The 16595-nt window shown below is 64.5% G+C and carries 16 protein-coding genes and 1 tRNA gene; 8 read left to right on the forward strand and 9 right to left on the reverse strand.

The genetic code is table 11. The features are described from left to right. The first annotated feature begins 66 nt into the window (after positions 1-66). Both hemN and BBA01S_RS16885 read left to right on the forward strand, forming a co-directional pair. Positions 67-1452, forward strand: a complete 1386-nt coding sequence (gene hemN / locus BBA01S_RS16880) for an oxygen-independent coproporphyrinogen III oxidase (protein ID WP_027817488.1) — start codon at positions 67-69, stop codon at positions 1450-1452. Between the two features lie 82 nt (positions 1453-1534). Further along, positions 1535-1619 (forward strand) — tRNA-Leu (locus BBA01S_RS16885). A 59-nt stretch (positions 1620-1678) separates the two neighbouring features. Here BBA01S_RS16885 and poxB read toward each other — a convergent pair. Beyond that, positions 1679-3397, reverse strand: a complete 1719-nt coding sequence (gene poxB, locus BBA01S_RS16890) for a ubiquinone-dependent pyruvate dehydrogenase (protein ID WP_027817489.1) — start codon at positions 3395-3397, stop codon at positions 1679-1681. Positions 3398-3717: 320 nt separating this feature from the next. Here poxB and BBA01S_RS16895 point away from each other — a divergent pair, with 320 nt between their 5' ends. Next, on the forward strand, positions 3718-4425 hold the full coding sequence (locus BBA01S_RS16895; protein ID WP_027817490.1) for a pseudouridine synthase: 708 nt from the start codon (positions 3718-3720) through the stop codon (positions 4423-4425). Positions 4426-4579: 154 nt separating this feature from the next. Further along, positions 4580-4768: a hypothetical protein gene (locus tag BBA01S_RS16900; protein WP_027817491.1), complete on the forward strand. Its 189-nt coding sequence runs from the start codon at positions 4580-4582 to the stop codon at positions 4766-4768. A gap of 33 nt (positions 4769-4801) precedes the next feature. Here the strand turns inward: BBA01S_RS16900 and BBA01S_RS41530 are convergent, their stop codons facing one another. Continuing rightward, on the reverse strand, positions 4802-5929 hold the full coding sequence (locus BBA01S_RS41530) for an NAD-dependent epimerase/dehydratase family protein (RefSeq protein ID WP_042297378.1): 1128 nt from the start codon (positions 5927-5929) through the stop codon (positions 4802-4804). A gap of 102 nt (positions 5930-6031) precedes the next feature. Here BBA01S_RS41530 and BBA01S_RS16910 point away from each other — a divergent pair, with 102 nt between their 5' ends. The 3 genes from BBA01S_RS16910 (at position 6032) to BBA01S_RS16920 (ending at position 9060) form a co-directional block, all read left to right on the forward strand. After that, positions 6032-7063, forward strand: a complete 1032-nt coding sequence (locus BBA01S_RS16910; protein ID WP_027817492.1) for a CDP-6-deoxy-delta-3,4-glucoseen reductase — start codon at positions 6032-6034, stop codon at positions 7061-7063. Between the two features lie 335 nt (positions 7064-7398). Beyond that, positions 7399-8583, forward strand: a complete 1185-nt coding sequence (locus BBA01S_RS16915; RefSeq protein ID WP_027817493.1) for an acetylornithine transaminase — start codon at positions 7399-7401, stop codon at positions 8581-8583. An 18-nt stretch (positions 8584-8601) separates the two neighbouring features. Then, entirely contained in the window at positions 8602-9060 is a 459-nt protein-coding gene (locus BBA01S_RS16920) for a GNAT family acetyltransferase (RefSeq protein WP_027817494.1), read from the forward strand. 100 nt (positions 9061-9160) lie between these two features. Here BBA01S_RS16920 and BBA01S_RS16925 read toward each other — a convergent pair whose 3' ends face one another. The 7 genes from BBA01S_RS16925 to BBA01S_RS16955 form a co-directional block, all read right to left on the reverse strand. Then, a complete protein-coding gene (locus BBA01S_RS16925; protein ID WP_027817495.1) occupies positions 9161-9877 on the reverse strand; it encodes an ABC transporter ATP-binding protein in 717 nt (238 codons plus the stop codon). Beyond that, positions 9877-10653: an ABC transporter ATP-binding protein gene (locus BBA01S_RS16930; RefSeq protein ID WP_027817496.1), complete on the reverse strand. Its 777-nt coding sequence runs from the start codon at positions 10651-10653 to the stop codon at positions 9877-9879. Before BBA01S_RS16930 ends, BBA01S_RS16925 begins: the two co-directional genes overlap by 1 nt. Positions 10654-10666: 13 nt before the next feature. Next, entirely contained in the window at positions 10667-11836 is a 1170-nt protein-coding gene (locus BBA01S_RS16935) for an ABC transporter permease subunit (RefSeq protein WP_027817497.1), read from the reverse strand. Between the two features lie 16 nt (positions 11837-11852). Then, the gene (locus BBA01S_RS16940) at positions 11853-12803 is read right to left on the reverse strand and encodes a branched-chain amino acid ABC transporter permease (protein ID WP_027817498.1); all 951 of its coding nucleotides are present in this window, start codon (positions 12801-12803) and stop codon (positions 11853-11855) included. A 211-nt stretch (positions 12804-13014) separates the two neighbouring features. Continuing rightward, complete coding sequence (locus tag BBA01S_RS16945; RefSeq protein WP_027817499.1) at positions 13015-13563, reverse strand: hypothetical protein; 549 nt, start codon at positions 13561-13563, stop codon at positions 13015-13017. Between the two features lie 555 nt (positions 13564-14118). Then, the gene (gene ispH / locus BBA01S_RS16950; RefSeq protein WP_027817500.1) at positions 14119-15078 is read right to left on the reverse strand and encodes a 4-hydroxy-3-methylbut-2-enyl diphosphate reductase; all 960 of its coding nucleotides are present in this window, start codon (positions 15076-15078) and stop codon (positions 14119-14121) included. 9 nt (positions 15079-15087) lie between these two features. Continuing rightward, positions 15088-15543: an FKBP-type peptidyl-prolyl cis-trans isomerase gene (locus BBA01S_RS16955; protein WP_027817501.1), complete on the reverse strand. Its 456-nt coding sequence runs from the start codon at positions 15541-15543 to the stop codon at positions 15088-15090. Between the two features lie 171 nt (positions 15544-15714). On the opposite strand from BBA01S_RS16955, the gene radC reads away from it, so the two are divergent. Next, positions 15715-16518: a RadC family protein gene (gene radC / locus BBA01S_RS16960; protein ID WP_407668314.1), complete on the forward strand. Its 804-nt coding sequence runs from the start codon at positions 15715-15717 to the stop codon at positions 16516-16518. Positions 16519-16595: the final 77 nt, after the last annotated feature.

Genomic DNA, 16595 nt, shown 5'->3' on the forward strand with positions numbered 1-16595 from the left:
GCCTGCCCGCGCGAACGATGCGATGCGCGCGCGACGCCACCCGCGCCCCCTCCCAGAGAGCCACGCATGAGCAACGCCGACCTTCTCTTCCGCCCCGACCTGCTCGCCAAATACGGCGCGAACGGCCCACGGTATACGTCCTACCCAACCGCCCTGCAGTTCCGCGACGATTTCGACCTCGACCACTACCGGCGTGCAGCAGCCGATCCCGGCGCCGCCGAAACCGACCTCTCGCTCTACTTCCACATTCCGTTCTGCGACACCGTCTGCTTCTATTGCGGCTGCAACAAGGTCGCGACAAAGAACCGCGGGCGCGCGAAACCCTACGTCCAGCAACTCGTGCGCGAAATGGAAGTCCAGGCAGCGCTGTTCGACACGAAACGCCCCGTTTCGCAACTGCACTGGGGCGGCGGCACGCCCACGTTCCTGTCGCTCGACGAAATGAGCACGTTAATGACGGCCACGCGCGAGCACTTCACGCTGCTGCCCGAGCGCGACGCCGAATACTCCATCGAGATCGACCCGCGCGAGGCCTCGGCGCAGACGATCGCGCATCTGCGCGGCCTGGGATTCAACCGGCTGAGCCTGGGTGTGCAGGACTTCGATCCGCTCGTACAACAGGCGGTCAACCGCGTGCAGCCGCTGGAACTGACCATCGACGTGATGAACGCGGCGCGCGCCAGCGGCTTCGAATCGATCAGCGTCGACCTGATTTACGGCCTGCCGCATCAGGACGTCAAAAGCTTCCGGCGCACGCTGGACACGATGCTGCTGCTCGCGCCCGAGCGCATTTCGGTGTTCGGCTACGCGCACATGCCGCAGCTCTTCAAGATGCAGCGGCAGATCGACGCCACGGCGTTGCCGACGCCTGCCACGCGGCTCGCGCTGCTGCAACTCGTGGTCGAGCAACTGACCGACGCGGGCTATGTGTACATCGGCATGGATCACTTCGCGCTGCCCACCGACGAACTCGCGCGCGCCCAGCAGCAACGCACGCTGCATCGCAATTTCCAGGGCTACAGCACGCGCGCCGACTGCGACCTGATCGGCTTTGGGGCTTCGTCGATCGGCAAGGTCGGCGATGTGTACGCGCAGAATGCGAAGGATCTGCCGGGCTATGGCGCGGCCATCGACGGCGGGCGGCTGGCGATCTCGCGCGGCGTGCGTCTCACCGCCGACGACCGGCTGCGACGCGACATCATTACCGAGCTGATGTGCAACCTGGAATTGCGCTTCGACGAGTTCGAGGCGGCTTATGGCGTGCGCTTTGCGGCGGCGTTTGCGCCGGAGCTGGAGCGGCTGAACGCCTTCGAGGCAGACGGGCTGATTGCGCGCAGCGTCAACCGGCTGGAGGTTCTGCCTGCCGGGCGCATGTTCGTGCGTAACATCGCCATGGTGTTCGACCGCTATCTGGGCATGCAACAGGCAGAGCGCTTTTCACGTACGATCTGAGCACGGCTTGCCGAGGCCGCGGTTTTACGTCATAATTTACGGCTACTTCGAGCGCCCGCTATCCAAGCGTGCTGCACGAGCTGCCTCGGTGGTGAAATTGGTAGACGCGCCGGACTCAAAATCCGGTTCCGCAAGGAGTGCCGGTTCGATTCCGGCCCGAGGCACCAGAATCCACGACAAAGCCCCGCTCACGCGGGGCTTTGTCGTTTCTGCCGTACCGAGGACTTCAGCGCAAATTCGTCTGGGCCAGTTCCACGACCTCATCGCCGCGCCCGCTCAGGACGGCACGCAGCATATACAGGCTGAAGCCCTTGGCCTGCGCCCACTGTAGCTTCGGCGGCATGGCCAGTTCGTGCTTGGCCGTCACCACGTCTACGAGCGCCGGCCCGGGGTGCGCGAACGCCTCGCGCAGCGCATCGTCGAGCGCCTCCGACGTCTCCACCCGCACGCTGAACAGCCCCGCACCCTTCGCGATATCCGCAAAATTGGTCGCCGCCAGGTCCGTGCCCGTTTCCACGTAGCCGCCCGCCTTCATTTCCATTGCCACGAAACCGAGCGAACCATTATTCAGGACAACGATCTTGATCGGCAGGTCGAGCTGGCGCGCCGTCAGAATATCGCCGAGCAGCATCGACAGGCCGCCATCGCCCGACAGCGAAATCACCTGCCGCCCCGCATGCGCAGCCTGCGCGCCAAGCGCCTGCGGCATCGCGTTCGCCATCGAGCCGTGGTTGAACGAACCATGCAGCCGCCGGCGGCCGTTCATCGTCAGATAGCGTGCGGCCCAGAGCGTCGGCGTGCCGACATCGACAGCAAAGATCGCATCGTCGGCGGCGAGCGCATCGAGGCGCGCCGTCACGTATTGGGGATGCAGCGGCTTGCCCGCGGGCGCCGGGCGCGCCAGGTCGTCGAGTCCCTTGCGCGCGTCCGCATAATGCCCGCGCGCCCGGTTGATGAAGTGCCGGTCGGTCTTGCGCGTGAGTTTGGGCGTGAGCGCGCGCAGCGTCTCGCGCACATCGCCGATCAGGCCGAGCGAAAGCGGCGCGCGTTTGCCGAGCGCCGCGGCATCGCGGTCGATCTGCACGATGTTCGCGTGCTCAGGATAGAAGTTGCGATACGGAAAGTCCGTGCCGAGCATCACCAGCGTGTCGCACGACATCATCGCGTGATAGCCCGAACTGAAGCCGATCAGCCCGGTCATGCCCACGTCGTACGGGTTATCCCATTCGACGTATTGCTTGCCGCGCAGCGCATGCACGGTCGGTGCGCCGAGCGCATCGGCAAGCGCCACCACTTCGTCGTGCGCGCCCTTGCAGCCGCTGCCGCACAGCAGCGTCACCGCCTCCGAACGATTGAGAAGTTCCGCCAGCCGGTCGAGATCCGCCGTTGCAGGCAGTGTCGCGGGACGCTCGGTCTGGGCCCACGTCGGCTCTTCGTCGGGAGCGTCGAGTAACGCGACATCGCCCGGCAGCACGATCACGGCCACGCCCTTCTGGTCGATCGCCGTGCGCAGCGCCGTGGCCAGCACGCGCGGGAACTGCGCGGGGTTGGTCACGAGTTCGACGTAGTGGGCGCACTCACGAAAGAGTTCGGTCGGGTGTGTTTCCTGGAAGTAGCCCAGGCCGATTTCCGTCGACGGAATGTGCGCGGCGATCGCCAGCACCGGCGAGCGGTTGCGATGGGCGTCGTACAAACCGTTGATGAGGTGCAGGTTACCCGGCCCGCAACTGCCCGCGCAGACCGCGAGCCGGCCGGTCGCCGCAGCTTCGGCGCCGGCCGCGAAGGCGGCAACCTCTTCGTGACGCGTGTGCATCCAGCGGATCGTGCCGAGCTTGCGCAGGCTCGCCGACAGTCCGTTCAGGCTGTCGCCCGTCACGCCCCAGATGCGCTCGACGCCCACTGTTTCGAGTGTCTTCGCCAGAAAATCCGCAATCGTCTTCGCCATGCTGCCCTCCACGTAAGCTGACACGCGCAGCGCGCGCCGCCTCGCGGCGGCCCGGCGCTGCGCTCTGGAAAATGGGGAAATGAGCGGCGCTCGCACGACGATCCGGCTGCGCGCCCCACGCCGCTGCATTGCAGAACTGCAGTACGCAACTGCATCGCGCTACGTTACGCGATCCTCGCGAAACACGTCGTGAACGGAGTTCAACTGCAACCGGATTGGATGCAAGCCGCAAGGCAATCGTCAACGTGCGAAGCGTGGCGAGCCTAGCAGGGCCGCCGCTTCGCTAAAATGCTGCGGTTTCAAGTTGCCGGCGTTTCGTCATGAATCTCGAAAGTATTCTTTTCTCGCAGGGTTTCGGCACGCGTCGCCAGTGCCGCGGCCTGATCGCCGATGCGCGCGTGGCCGTCGCGGGCGCGACCTGCACCGATCCGAACGCCGATTTCGACACCAGCGGTCTCGTCTTCAGCGTCGACGGCGCGCCCTGGCCGTTTCACGAGCGCGCCTATCTCGCGCTCAACAAGCCCGCGGGCTACGAGTGCTCGCGCGACCCGCAGCATCATCTGAGCGTGTTTCACCTGCTGCCGCCGCAGTTCGCCGAGCGCAACGTGCAATGCGTGGGACGCCTCGACCAGGACACGACCGGCCTGCTGTTGCTCTCCGACGACGGCCAGTTCGTCCACGCCTTCACCTCGCCCAAACGCAAGGTGCCGAAGATCTATGTGGCGACGACCCGTCACCCGCTCGACGAGACGCAATTGCAGGCGTTGCGTGACGGCGTCCTGCTGCACGGCGAGCGCGCGCCGAGCGCGGCACTCGCGGCCAACGCGCGCGGCGAGCACGAACTTGAGCTGAGCGTGCTCGAAGGCAAGTATCACCAGGTCAAGCGCATGGTGGCCGCGGCGGGCAACCGTGTGGAGGCGCTGCATCGCGAGCGGATTGGCGGCTATGCGCTGCCGGAAGACCTCGCGCCGGGCACCTGGAAGTGGCTCGACGACGACGCCCTGGCCGCATTGCGCCATACGGGGTAAACCACGGCGCATGCCGCGCGGCCTTGCCCAGCCGGGCGGCCGTGGTTCTCAGCGGCTGAATGCGCCCCTTTTGTGCCGCGCCGCAGCATGCTCTTCCTGACACCCCGCCCTATACTCCCTTAAACAACGATTACAAGTTTCAAGGAGGGGCATCATGGACATCAACGGTACGTTCGAGATTCCATTCGTGTTGATGGCTTTCATGGGTCTAGGGGTGATTCTGATTGGCGGCCTGCTGGCGTCGATGCACTACCGGCATCAATACCATCCGAACCTGATCGGAGCGCTCATCGGGGCTTTGCTGTGCTTCCTCCTGATCGAGGCGCTGCCGGCAATCACGTGAACGGCACGCTTGCGCCGCGCCGCCCGCCCGTGTTCACGGGCCCGGCGGCTGCGTGCGCACGGAGCCATCCAGAAACGCATCGACGTCGGGATAACGCAAACGCACGCGCAATTCGCGCGTGAGGCGCGTATTGTCGAGGCGGCGCGATTCCCGCATGAACGACAGCAATACCGGGTCGAGTTCGCGCTCGGCGACCTCGCGGCTCACGCGCGGCGCGCGTTCCAGGCCGAAGGCGTCCGCCACGCGGTCGAAATACTCCCCCATCTTCAATTCGCTATCGTCGCTCGCATGCACGATTCGTCCCGCTTTGCCGTGGCTGGCCATGCGCAGCAGGATCGCCGCGAGATCGTCGGCGTGGATGTGGCTCGTATAGACGTCATCGTCAGCGGCAAGCGCGGGCGTGCGCTTTTCGAGCCGCGCAAGCGGCAGGCGGGTGCGCGCGTAAATGCCGGGAATGCGGGCAATGGTTGCCTTGAGCGCGCCGCGCGCGGTGGCGCGCCGAAGCTGGCGCTCGGCGGCCACGCGGCGTTTGGCGCGGGCGTTCGCCGGACGCGGTGTGCGTGTTTCGTCGATTCGCGCGCCGCCGCAATCGCCGTATACGCCGGTGGTGCTGGCATACACGAGCGTCGGACGGCTAGTCGCGCCCGCTTGCGCGCGCCGGGCTCGCCAGGTGCGCTCGGGTACAATGGTGGATGGTTTTGGCGTCGAAAAAGGTCGCGATGCCGGGTGCGCGGGTGGGAGTGCTAGTGGGTGCGATGGCGGGTGGCTTCTCCCGCTTGACGCACGCCGTAGCAGGCGGCTCGCAAGGCCGCTCCGCCCCGCTCGCGAAACCCGCGACGCCGGTTGCCGGCGTGTCTTGAGTGCCGCGATCAGCCTGCGGGTGCGCAAGTCGTCGTCGCCGTCTTTCTGCGGCGGCGCCAGATGCAGCACCGTGCCGGCCAGGCCCGCAAGGCGCGACAAGCGCGCGCGCTGGTCGAGATCGCCCAGCACGGGCACGGCGCCGGCGGCGCGCAGCAGGTCGGAGCGCTCGGCGCGACGCGTCAGCGCGAATACGCGGGGGCGCGAGCGGCGCGCCTGCAACTGGGCGGCGCAGCGCAGACCGACGTCGCCGCAACCAACAATAAGGATGCGCGCACGGCGCAGGATTCGTGTGGCAATCATGGTGGAGCTATTTTATCCGCCGCCGCCCGCCGTGACCTGCGACGGCCCGAACCGGCTCCAGCCGGTTCATCCCCCGAATGACAGACTTACGCTTTCTCGAATATGGCTTTCAACGTAACGCTTAAGCAAAGTGGCCGGCAATTCCAGGTCGAGCCCGACGAAACGGTTCTGAACGCAGCCCTGCGTCAGGGCGTCGGCATTCCCTACGGCTGCAAGAACGGCGCGTGCGGCTCGTGCAAGGGCACCGTCTGCAGCGGTGAAGTCGAGCAGCGCGCTCACGCGGCCTCGGCGCTGTCGAACGACGAACGCACGCGCGGCATGGCGCTCCTGTGCTGCGCGACGGCGCAAACCGACCTCGAAATCGACATCCGCGAAGTCGCGGGCGTCGGCGACATGCAGGTGCGCAAGCTGCCTACCCGCATCGCCGCCATCGAGCGCCGTGCCGACGACGTCGTCGTGCTCAAGCTGCAACTGCCCGCCAACGAGCGCCTGCAATACCTCGCCGGCCAGTACCTCGAATTCATCCTCAAGGACGGCACGCGCCGCTGCTACTCGATGGCCAGCGCCCCGCACGAGGAAGGCCCGATCGAGCTGCATATCCGCCACATGCCCGGCGGCAAGTTCACCGACCACGTCTTCACGCAGATGAAGGAGCGCGACATCCTGCGCTTCGAGGCGCCGCTCGGCACCTTTTTCCTGCGTGAGGATTCGGACAAGCCCATCGTGCTGCTGGCTTCGGGCACGGGCTTCGCGCCGCTCAAGGCGATCGTCGAGCACGCGGTTCACAAGAACCTGAACCGCCCGATGACGCTCTACTGGGGCGCGCGCCAGAAGAAAGACCTGTACCTGATGGAGCTCGCCGAACAATGGGCGAAGGACATCCCGAACTTCCGCTTCGTGCCGGTGCTCTCCGAGCCCGCCGCCGAAGACGCCTGGAGCGGCCGCACGGGCTTCGTGCACCGCGCCGTGATCGAGGACCTGGCCGATCTTTCCGGCTACCAGGTCTACGCATGCGGCGCACCGGTGATGGTGGAGTCGGCCCAGCGCGACTTCACGCAGCATCACGGCCTGCCCGAAGACGAGTTCTACGCGGACTCGTTCACGAGCGCGGCGGATCTGGCGAACGCGGTTTAAGGCGTGGCCTGGCGGGTCGTTGCGCGCGCAATGCACGGGCGCGACGCCCCGCCGTCATGAAAATTTCTTCGCCGCCCTGCACATTGACGGTTTACATCGCCGATCCGCTTGTCGTATTCTTGCGCCCATGAACCGCATCCTGTCCGAACTCCGACGTCGCCGCTCGCCCCATCTCTAGGGCCTGGCTAGTCGCGGACGCGCGTTGCGAAGGGTTTCACCCCAACAGCGCACAGGAAGTTCGAATCACGAAAGCCACGGCCAGCCCGTGGCTTTTTGTTTTTCTGCCGTATCGTTATCACCCCCTTTTTTGCAATCCCATCGCGGAGCCCGTTGCCATGAATTTTTCCGAGTACCCGATCGAGTCGCTGATGTACATCACCAACCGGCCCGAAATCGTTTTCACGCATGGCAAGGGGTCGTGGCTCTACGACAACGAAGGCAAGCGCTATCTCGACTTCATCCAGGGCTGGGCCGTCAACAGCCTGGGCCACGGCAACGAAGGCATGATCGAAGCGCTCGAAAAGCAGGCGCGCCTGATCATCAACCCGTCGCCGGCGTTCTACAACGAGCCGATGGCCAGGCTCGCGGGCCTGCTCACCGAGCATAGCTGCTTCGACAAGGTGTTCTTCGCCAACAGCGGCGCGGAAGCCAACGAAGGCGCAATCAAGCTCGCGCGCAAGTGGGGCAAGAAGCATCGTGACGGCGCCTACGAGATCATCACGTTCGACCACAGCTTCCACGGCCGCACGATCGCGACGATGTCGGCGAGCGGCAAGCCGGGCTGGGACACGATCTACGCGCCGCAAGTGCCGGGCTTCCCGAAGGCCGACCTGAACGACATCGCTTCGGTCGAAAAGCTCATCACCGGCAAGACCGTCGCCGTGATGCTCGAACCGATCCAGGGCGAAGGCGGCGTGATCCCCGCCACGCGCGAATTCATGCAGCAACTGCGCGAGCTCACGAAGAAGCACGGCATCCTGCTGATCGTCGACGAAGTGCAGACCGGCTGCGGCCGTGCGGGCACCCTCTTCGCCTACGAACTGTCGGGCATCGAGCCGGACATCATGACGCTCGGCAAGGGCATCGGCGGCGGCGTGCCGCTCGCGGCGCTCTGCGCGAAGAAGGAAGTCTGCGTGTTCGAAGCGGGCGACCAGGGCGGCACCTACAACGGCAACCCGCTGATGACGGCCGTCGGCTATTCGGTGATTTCGCAGCTGGTCGCGCCGGGCTTCCTCGAAGGCGTGCGCGCACGCGGCGAATACCTGCGCGAAAAGCTGCTCGAACTGTCGGCTGAACGCGGCTTCCAGGGCGAGCGCGGCGAAGGTCTGCTGCGCGCGCTGATGCTCGGCAAGGACATCGGCCCGGAAATCGTCGAAAAGGCGCGCGTCATGCAGCCGGACGGCCTGCTGCTCAACGCGGCGCGCCCGAACCTGCTGCGCTTCATGCCGGCGCTGAACGTCACGAACGAGGAAATCGACCAGATGATGGCGATGCTGCGCAACATCCTCGATTCGCTGTAATCAGGCGGAGCGCACGCGATGTCCATCACGATCCGCGTTTTCGATCCGGCCGATACCGAAGCCGTGCTCGCGCTCTGGCTCCAGGCGTTCCCGGAGTACAACGACACGAGCCGGCCGCACCGCAACCCGCGTCTGTCGATTGCGAACAAACTCGGCACGCAGCCGGAGCTGTTCTTCGTCGCGGCGGATCGGGACGGTGCAATCGTCGGCACGGCGATGGCGGGTTACGACGGGCATCGCGGCTGGCTTTATTCGCTGGCCGTGGCGCATGAGGCGCGGCGTCTGGGCATCGGCACGCGACTCGTGCGTCATGCCGAAAGCGCGCTGGCCGCGATGGGCTGCCTCAAGCTCAACCTTCAGGTGCTCAGCGACAAGCCCGAAGTCATCGCGTTCTACGACGCGCTCGGCTATCGCGCGGACGCCGTCGTGAGTCTGGGCAAGCGCCTGAGCGTGCAGGAACCCGCAGCCGTCGCCTGACGCGAAACTCGCTACGCGCTCCAGCAAGCGATAAAAAAAGCCGCATGAGCATCACGCTCATGCGGCTTTTGTACTTTGGCGGCCCGAAGCCGCTTATGACTTACTCACCCAGGTACGCAGCACGCACCTTCGGATCGTCGAGCATCTGCTTCGCTTCGCCTTCCATCGTGACCAGACCCGAGTCCATCACGTAGCCGCGATTCGCTGCCTGCAGCGCGAGGCGCGCGTTCTGCTCGACCAGCAGCACGGTGATGCCTTCGGCCGAGATCGTGCGCACCACTTCGAAGATCTTCTCCACCATGATCGGCGAGAGACCCATCGACGGCTCGTCGAGCAGAAGAAGCTTCGGCTTGCTGATGATCGCGCGCGCCATCGCCAGCATCTGCTGCTCGCCGCCCGAGAGCGTGCCCGCGAGCTGCGCGGCACGTTCCTTCAGGCGCGGGAAGAAGCCGAACATGCGGTCGACGTCCTTCTGGATGCCGTCCTTGTCGTTGCGCAGGTACGCGCCCATCTGCATGTTTTCGATGATCGACATGCGCGCGAAGATGCCTCGGCCTTCCGGCACCATCGCCAGGCCCTTCTTGAGCAGCTCGTGCGCGGGCACGCCCTTGATCGACGTACCCATGTACTCGATGTCGCCCGCCGAGTACGCCTTCAGGCCCGTGATCGCCTTCATGGTGGTGGTCTTGCCGGCGCCGTTCGCACCGATCAGCGTGACGAGCTCGCCCTGCTGAACCTCCATGTCCACGCCCTTCACTGCCTGGATGCCGCCGTAATTGACCTGCAGGCCCTTGATTTTCAACATCGGTGTAGCCATCAGTGAACTCCCGCGCCCAGATATGCTTCGATCACCTTCGGGTCTTTCTGCACGTCCTGCGGCAGACCTTCGGCGATCACCTTGCCATAGTCGAGCACTGTCATGCGGTTGCACAGGCCCATCACCAGTTTCACGTCGTGCTCGATCAGCAGGATGGTCTTGCCATCGGCGCGGATCTTGTCGAGCAGGCGCGTGAGTTCGACCTTCTCGGTCGCGTTCATGCCGGCTGCCGGCTCGTCGAGCGCGAGCAGCTTCGGATCGGTCGCCAGCGCACGCGCGATTTCCAGGCGGCGCTGGTGGCCGTAGGAGAGATTGCGCGAGGTGTAGTCCGCGTATTGCGCGATGCCCACGTATTCGAGCAGCTCGATGGCGCGCTCCTTGATCTCGCGCTCTTCCTTGCGCTCTGAGGGCGTCTGGAACACGGCGCCCAGCAGGCCGTGCTTCGTACGCACGTGACGGCCGACCATCACGTTTTCGAGCGCGGTCATGCCGCCGAACAGACGGATGTTCTGGAAGGTACGCGCGATACCGGCCTTCGCGACCTGGTACACGGCGGTCGGCGTATAGGCTTCGCCGTCGAGCTTGAACTCGCCCGAATCCGGCGTGTAGAGACCCGTGATCACGTTGAAGAACGTGGTCTTGCCGGCGCCGTTCGGGCCAATCAGGCCGTAAATGGTGCCTTCCTCGATTTGCAGGCCCACGTCGGACAGCGCCTGCAGGCCGCCGAAGCGCTTGTTCACGCCCTTGACGGACAGGCGGGTTTGCTTGTTGCTCATATGTGTGGCCCCCTTAAGCGCGCACCGGCTTCTTGCTGCCGCGTTTGGCGATCTTCGCGATCTTGTCTTCGTGCTTCGGCGCGGGCCAGAGGCCTTCCGAGCGGTACAGCATGATCACGACCATGGCGAGACCGTAGAGCAGCTGGCGAATGACTTCCGTATCGACGATTTCGTGACCGAAGATGGCGTTTTGCAGCGGGCCCATGGTCGAGCGCAGGAACTCGGGGAAGATCGCGAGCAGCACCGCGCCCAGGATCACGCCCGGAATGTGGCCCATACCGCCGAGCACCACGCAGGCGAGCACCACGACCGATTCCCAGAACGTGAACGATTCCGGCGACACGAAGCCCTGGAACGAGCCGAACATCGCGCCCGACAGGCCGCCGAACGACGCGCCCATGGCAAAGGCGAGCAGCTTGACGTTACGCGTGTTGATGCCCATCGCCTTGGCGGCGATTTCGTCTTCGCGGATCGCGGCCCATGCACGGCCGATACGCGAGTGTTGCAGGCGCGTACAGACCCAGATCACGAACAGCGCACAGACCACGAACGCGTAGTAGTACATGTACACCGACGGGAACGTGAACCCGAGGAAGGTGTGGGTCTGCGAAAGATTGAAGCCCGCCACCGTCAGCGGATCGATACCCGTGATGCCCTTCGGGCCGTTGGTGATGTTCACCGGACGGTCGAGGTTGTTCATGAAGATACGAACGATTTCCCCGAAGCCCAGCGTCACGATCGCGAGGTAGTCGCCGCGCAGGCGCAGCGTCGGAGCGCCGAGCAGCACGCCGAACAGCGCCGCGAGCGCCATCGCGCACGGGATGATGACCCAGAACGGCGCATGCAGGCCGTTCGGGAACATATGCGCGATCCACTCGAACTGCGAGGTCAGGTGCGGCGAGGACAGCAGCGCGGCGACGTAGGCGCCCACCGCGTAGAACGCGATGTAGCCCAGGTCCAGCAGGCCGGCGAAGCCCACCACCACGTTCAGGCCCAGCGCGAGCATCACGTAGAGCATCGCGAAGTCCAGCACGCGCACCCAGTAATTGCCGCCCGTTGCGCCCACCACCATCGGCAGCGCGATCACGAAGGCCGCCGTGAGGATGCCCACGGTCAGCGTCTTCGTCATGTTCTTTTCGGGGATGAGCGTCGTCGACGGCTCGATCGGTTGAATGGAAGTCATGTTGTCCTACCCCCTCTTATGCGCGGTCCGCGACACGTTCGCCCAGCAGCCCCGACGGACGGAACACGAGCACGACGATCAGCACGACGAATGCGAAGACGTCCTGATAGTTACTGCCAAACACCCCACCGGTCAGGTTGCCGATGTAGCCCGCACCGAGCTGCTCGATCAGGCCGAGCACCACGCCGCCGACCATCGCGCCGCCGAGGTTGCCGATACCGCCCAGCACCGCCGCGGTGAACGCCTTCATACCGGGAATGAAGCCCATGTAGAAGTGCGCGTTGCCGTATTCGGAGGCGATCATCACGCCAGCCAGCGCAGCCAGCGCCGAGCCGATCATGAAGGTGGCCGAGATCACGAAGTTCGGGTTCACGCCCATCAGCGAGGCGTTGTTCGGGTTCTCCGCGATCGCACGCATGGCGCGGCCGAGCTTGGTGCGGTGCACGAGCAGCAGCAGGCCCGCCATCACGACGAACGCGACGACGATGATGACGATTTCAGTCGGCGAGATCACGGCGCCGACGGTCGTGTCGGTGGCCTTGATGACGTTAAGCGGATCGGTCGAGATCAGCTGCGGGAACGGCAGCGGATTGCGGCCCCAGATCAGCATGGCGAGCGTCTGCAGCAGGATCGACACGCCGATCGCCGTGATCAGCGGAGCGAGACGCGGCGCGCGGCGCAGCGGCCGGTAAGCGATCCGTTCGATCGTGTACCCGACGAACGCACAGACCACGGCGGCAATCGCTAGCGCGATGATCAGCGTGGGGATGTTCCCGAGGCCCGGGAAGTGATTCTGAAGCACCGTGATCGCAGACAGCGCCACCATCGCGCCGATCATGAGCACGTCGCCGTGCGCGAAGTTAATGATGCCCAGAATCCCGTACACCATCGTGTAGCCCAGCGCGATGATGGCGTAGATGCTGCCAAGCACCAGCCCATTCAGGATCTGCTGGATGAAAATATCCATTTAATGCTCCTTTGCCCGTGCAACCGGATTCGCGCTTGTCATCGGCCGGTGGGCGATGTTTTACGGAACCGCAACGACACTCTCGGGTACTGAAGTAAAAGACCGGTAACGGTTGGCCACATCCGGTTCGCGGTGCCGCTGTGTTGCAGCGGCAGGCTCGCCAGAGGTGGATGCAAAAACGGCACCGTCGGATGGTTCGGTGCCGTCGGGTTCAACTACCTGTCACATTCGCTGCGACGCGCATGTAGCGAGCCTCGCGGCCGGCTGCATCTGCGCCTTGCGTCATGACTCCCCTTCCCAGGCGGACCGCGGCACTGGCGGACACGGCGTCGATCGACGCTGTGGAGCCGCGCAGGACTGCGGACAAACTGGCAGACAGATCTTTGGTTCGAGCCGCGCTACCTTTTACGGCAGCATCGCCCCCAACTTTTGGGTCCGTTACGAAATCCGCTTCTGCGGGCTTCGCGGCGCTGTTGCCATATGCAACATGCGTGCCAGTTTTCATGACAACGGTGAGGATTGCAGTTCCGGTCGGCTCGGCAGCGTGCACCTGCTTCAGGCACACGTGGCTCAAACGCCTTTCCCCAAGGCGTCTGTGGCCGTTGTCATCGTCGTTTCCGGAATGCATATCGGTTCTCTCCGGGAGCGCAACGGTCATCGATGTCGCATTCATGCCCGCTTCGACGCCACGGGAGCACCACCAGATACGTGGCGCAACCGCAGCCGCAAAAGACACGGCGAAAGCCAACTCGAATTGCATTTAAACAGGTCTCCTGCACCTTCCGAAATGCTTGCCTGGTGGGCCTCACGCGGACGTTTGGCCCCTCAGAACGCGCGCATTGTAACTCCAATTATGCGGCCGGCAATATTGTTGAACCGACAGGGTTTTCCTGCATTGCAACCACCCTCTGAAAGAAGAAGCCGACAGAGGTTGCACCCTGGGTTGCGCCGCATTTTCGTGCATCAGTTGCACCACAATTCGACGCAATTCACATCAAGTGTTGTGAGCAGCGGCCGCTGTCCCTTATGGGGCGGGCATCGCAGATGTGATGTCGCGCATTTAAGCGATTGTTGAGCGATAGCACCAGATTGGTGCAGTCAAGATATTCAGGACTCCAGAGCCCTGTTTAAACGGGGCCATACCACTGGATTTGACCCAGACCCATAGCGAAAACACTAATACGATCAGGGTGTAGCAACGCGGTTTACCGCACACTTTTGGTGTTTGATCCCTATTTATTAGCGCAGGCGAAAAAAAAGCGCGCCTGAGGCGCGCTTTGGGGTCGAGCATCGGCTCAGCCGCGCTTGACTGCGTTCAGGCCGCCTGGCCGAGACCGCGCGGCAACGGGAATGCGATGTTTTCCTCGATGCCTTCGAGCGCGCGCACGTTGCGCACGCCCAGCTCGTTCAGACGCTGGATGATCTGCTGCGCGAGCGCCTCGGGCGCCGATGCTCCCGCGGTCAGGCCAATGCGACGCTTGCCTTCGAGCCAGCGCGGATCGATCTGATCCGGCGCGTCCACCATATAGGCAGGAATGCCGCGCTTTTCCGCGACTTCGCGCAGACGGTTCGAATTCGAGCTGTTCGGGCTGCCCACCACGATCACGACGTCGCACTGCGGCGCCATGAACTTGACGGCGTCCTGACGGTTTTGCGTGGCGTAGCAGATGTCCTGCTTCTTCGGCTCGCGGATCGCAGGAAAACGCGCCTTGAGCGCGGCGATGATATCGGCCGCGTCGTCCACGGAAAGCGTGGTCTGCGTGACGAAGGCAACGCGCTCGGGATCGCGCAGCGTGAGCGCACCGACATCGGCGATATCTTCGACGAGATACATGCCCTCGCCGACCTGGCCCATCGTGCCTTCGACTTCAGGATGGCCCTTGTGGCCGATCATGACGATGTCGAGACCTTCGTCGCGCATCTTCGCGACTTCGACGTGCACCTTGGTCACGAGCGGGCAGGTAGCGTCGTAGACGCGCAGGCCGCGCGCTTCGGCGTCGGCGCGCACCGCCTTGGAAACACCGTGCGCACTGAAGATCACCGTGTTGCCCGCGGGCACTTCCTCGAGCTGCTCGATAAAGATCGCCCCTTTCTTGCGCAGATCCTCGACGACATACGCGTTGTGGACGATTTCGTGGCGCACGTAGATCGGCGCGCCGTGGATCTGGATGGCCCGCTCGACGATCTCGATGGCACGGTCGACGCCGGCGCAAAAACCGCGCGGCTGGGCTAGCAGAATTTCAGCGTTGGCGAGAAGGGACGTGTCCGTAGTCATGGGCTTTCTTTACAGGATTCCAATGATTTGCACTTCGAACGCAACCGCCTGGCCTGCGAGCGGGTGGTTGAAATCGAACAGCGCGGAAGTTTCGTTGACTTCCTTGAGCACGCCGGCGTAACGGTCGCCGTTAGGCGCGTTGAATTCGATCAGGTCGCCAGGGCGGAAGCTCTCGCCGATCATTGCGTTGTCGCGCAGGGTCTTGAGCGAAATGCGCTGGATCAGGTCGGGGTTGCGCTGACCGAAGGCAACGCCCGGTTCTAGCTGAAAGGTGGAGTGGTGCCCGACCTTGAGACCCCGCAGAATGTCTTCCAGCGGCGGCGCGAGCTGGCCGGCGCCCAGCAGCAGCGTGGCGGGCCGGTCGACAAAGGTGTTGACGATCTCGGTGCCATCGGCGAGCGAAAGCCGGTAGTGCAACGTGACGTGGGAACCGGGTTTCACCTCGGAGATGTCGATGATGCTCATGCGGTACTCATTTTCGTCTGGGCGCGCCCGCCGCGCGTGCTCGCCCCAAGCGCCCCGAGGGGCCGGCCCGGCCGCCGCCTGTCAGCGGTCGGAAAACCCGTATTGTAAGCCACATAGTTCCTGGGCGGACGCCGCACGCATGGCCTGCGCCGCCCTCAGCGAGGAGGTCGAATGTTCGAAATCGCCTGTGACAAGTCGCACTGGGGCAGTGACGCCGCATGCGCGAACCCCCTGCCGCCGCTGCCGGGTTTGAAGCCCGTAAAGTCAGTGGGGTCTATGCCTTCTGCGTCGTTCGCGCCACCCGCACCCGGCGTACCGCGCCGCTCCGCCATGCCGCGCGAGCGGCTGCGCGAAGCCGGGCCCGCATCGCTCTCCGATCTCGAACTGGTCGCGCTGCTGCTCGGCTCGGGGCTGCCGGGTCACGACGTGTTCGATGTCGCGCGCTCGTTGCTCAAACATTTCGGCTCGCTGCGCGCAATGCTCGACGCCCAGCGCGAGGAATTCGAGAGCTTGCGCGGCATCGGCCCCGCCAAGGCGTCCAAGCTCGTCGCGGTGCTCGAACTGGCGCGGCGCGCGCTCGCCGAACAGATCGAGGAAAAACCGCTGATCGATTCGCCCGGCGCGGTGGAGGACTATTTGCGCCTGTTAATAGGTGGGCGCACGCACGAAGTGTTCATCTGCCTCTTTCTGGACGTCAGGCACCGGCTGATTCGTACCGAGGAAAGCACACGCGGCACGCTCACGCGCATGGCGGTCTATCCTCGCGAAATCGTGCGGCGCGCGCTGATGCTCAACGCCGCGCACCTGATCGTGGCGCACAACCACCCATCCGGCGCGGTGCAGCCGAGCGCGAGCGACCGTCGTCTCACGCGAATCCTGCGCGAAACGCTGGCGCTTGTGGACGTGCAGCTCGTCGACCATCTGATCATCGGCACGAGCGAGACGTTTTCGTTCGCGCGTCACGGCCTGGATTGAAGATCGCGACGATCTTTGATCACACCCTTTTTTAAGCAGCGCTGGCGCGAGGCCTCGGCAAACGCCAGGTGTGCGCC

This window comes from Paraburkholderia bannensis NBRC 103871 (genome assembly GCF_000685015.1).
GTDB classification, from domain to species: domain Bacteria; phylum Pseudomonadota; class Gammaproteobacteria; order Burkholderiales; family Burkholderiaceae; genus Paraburkholderia; species Paraburkholderia bannensis.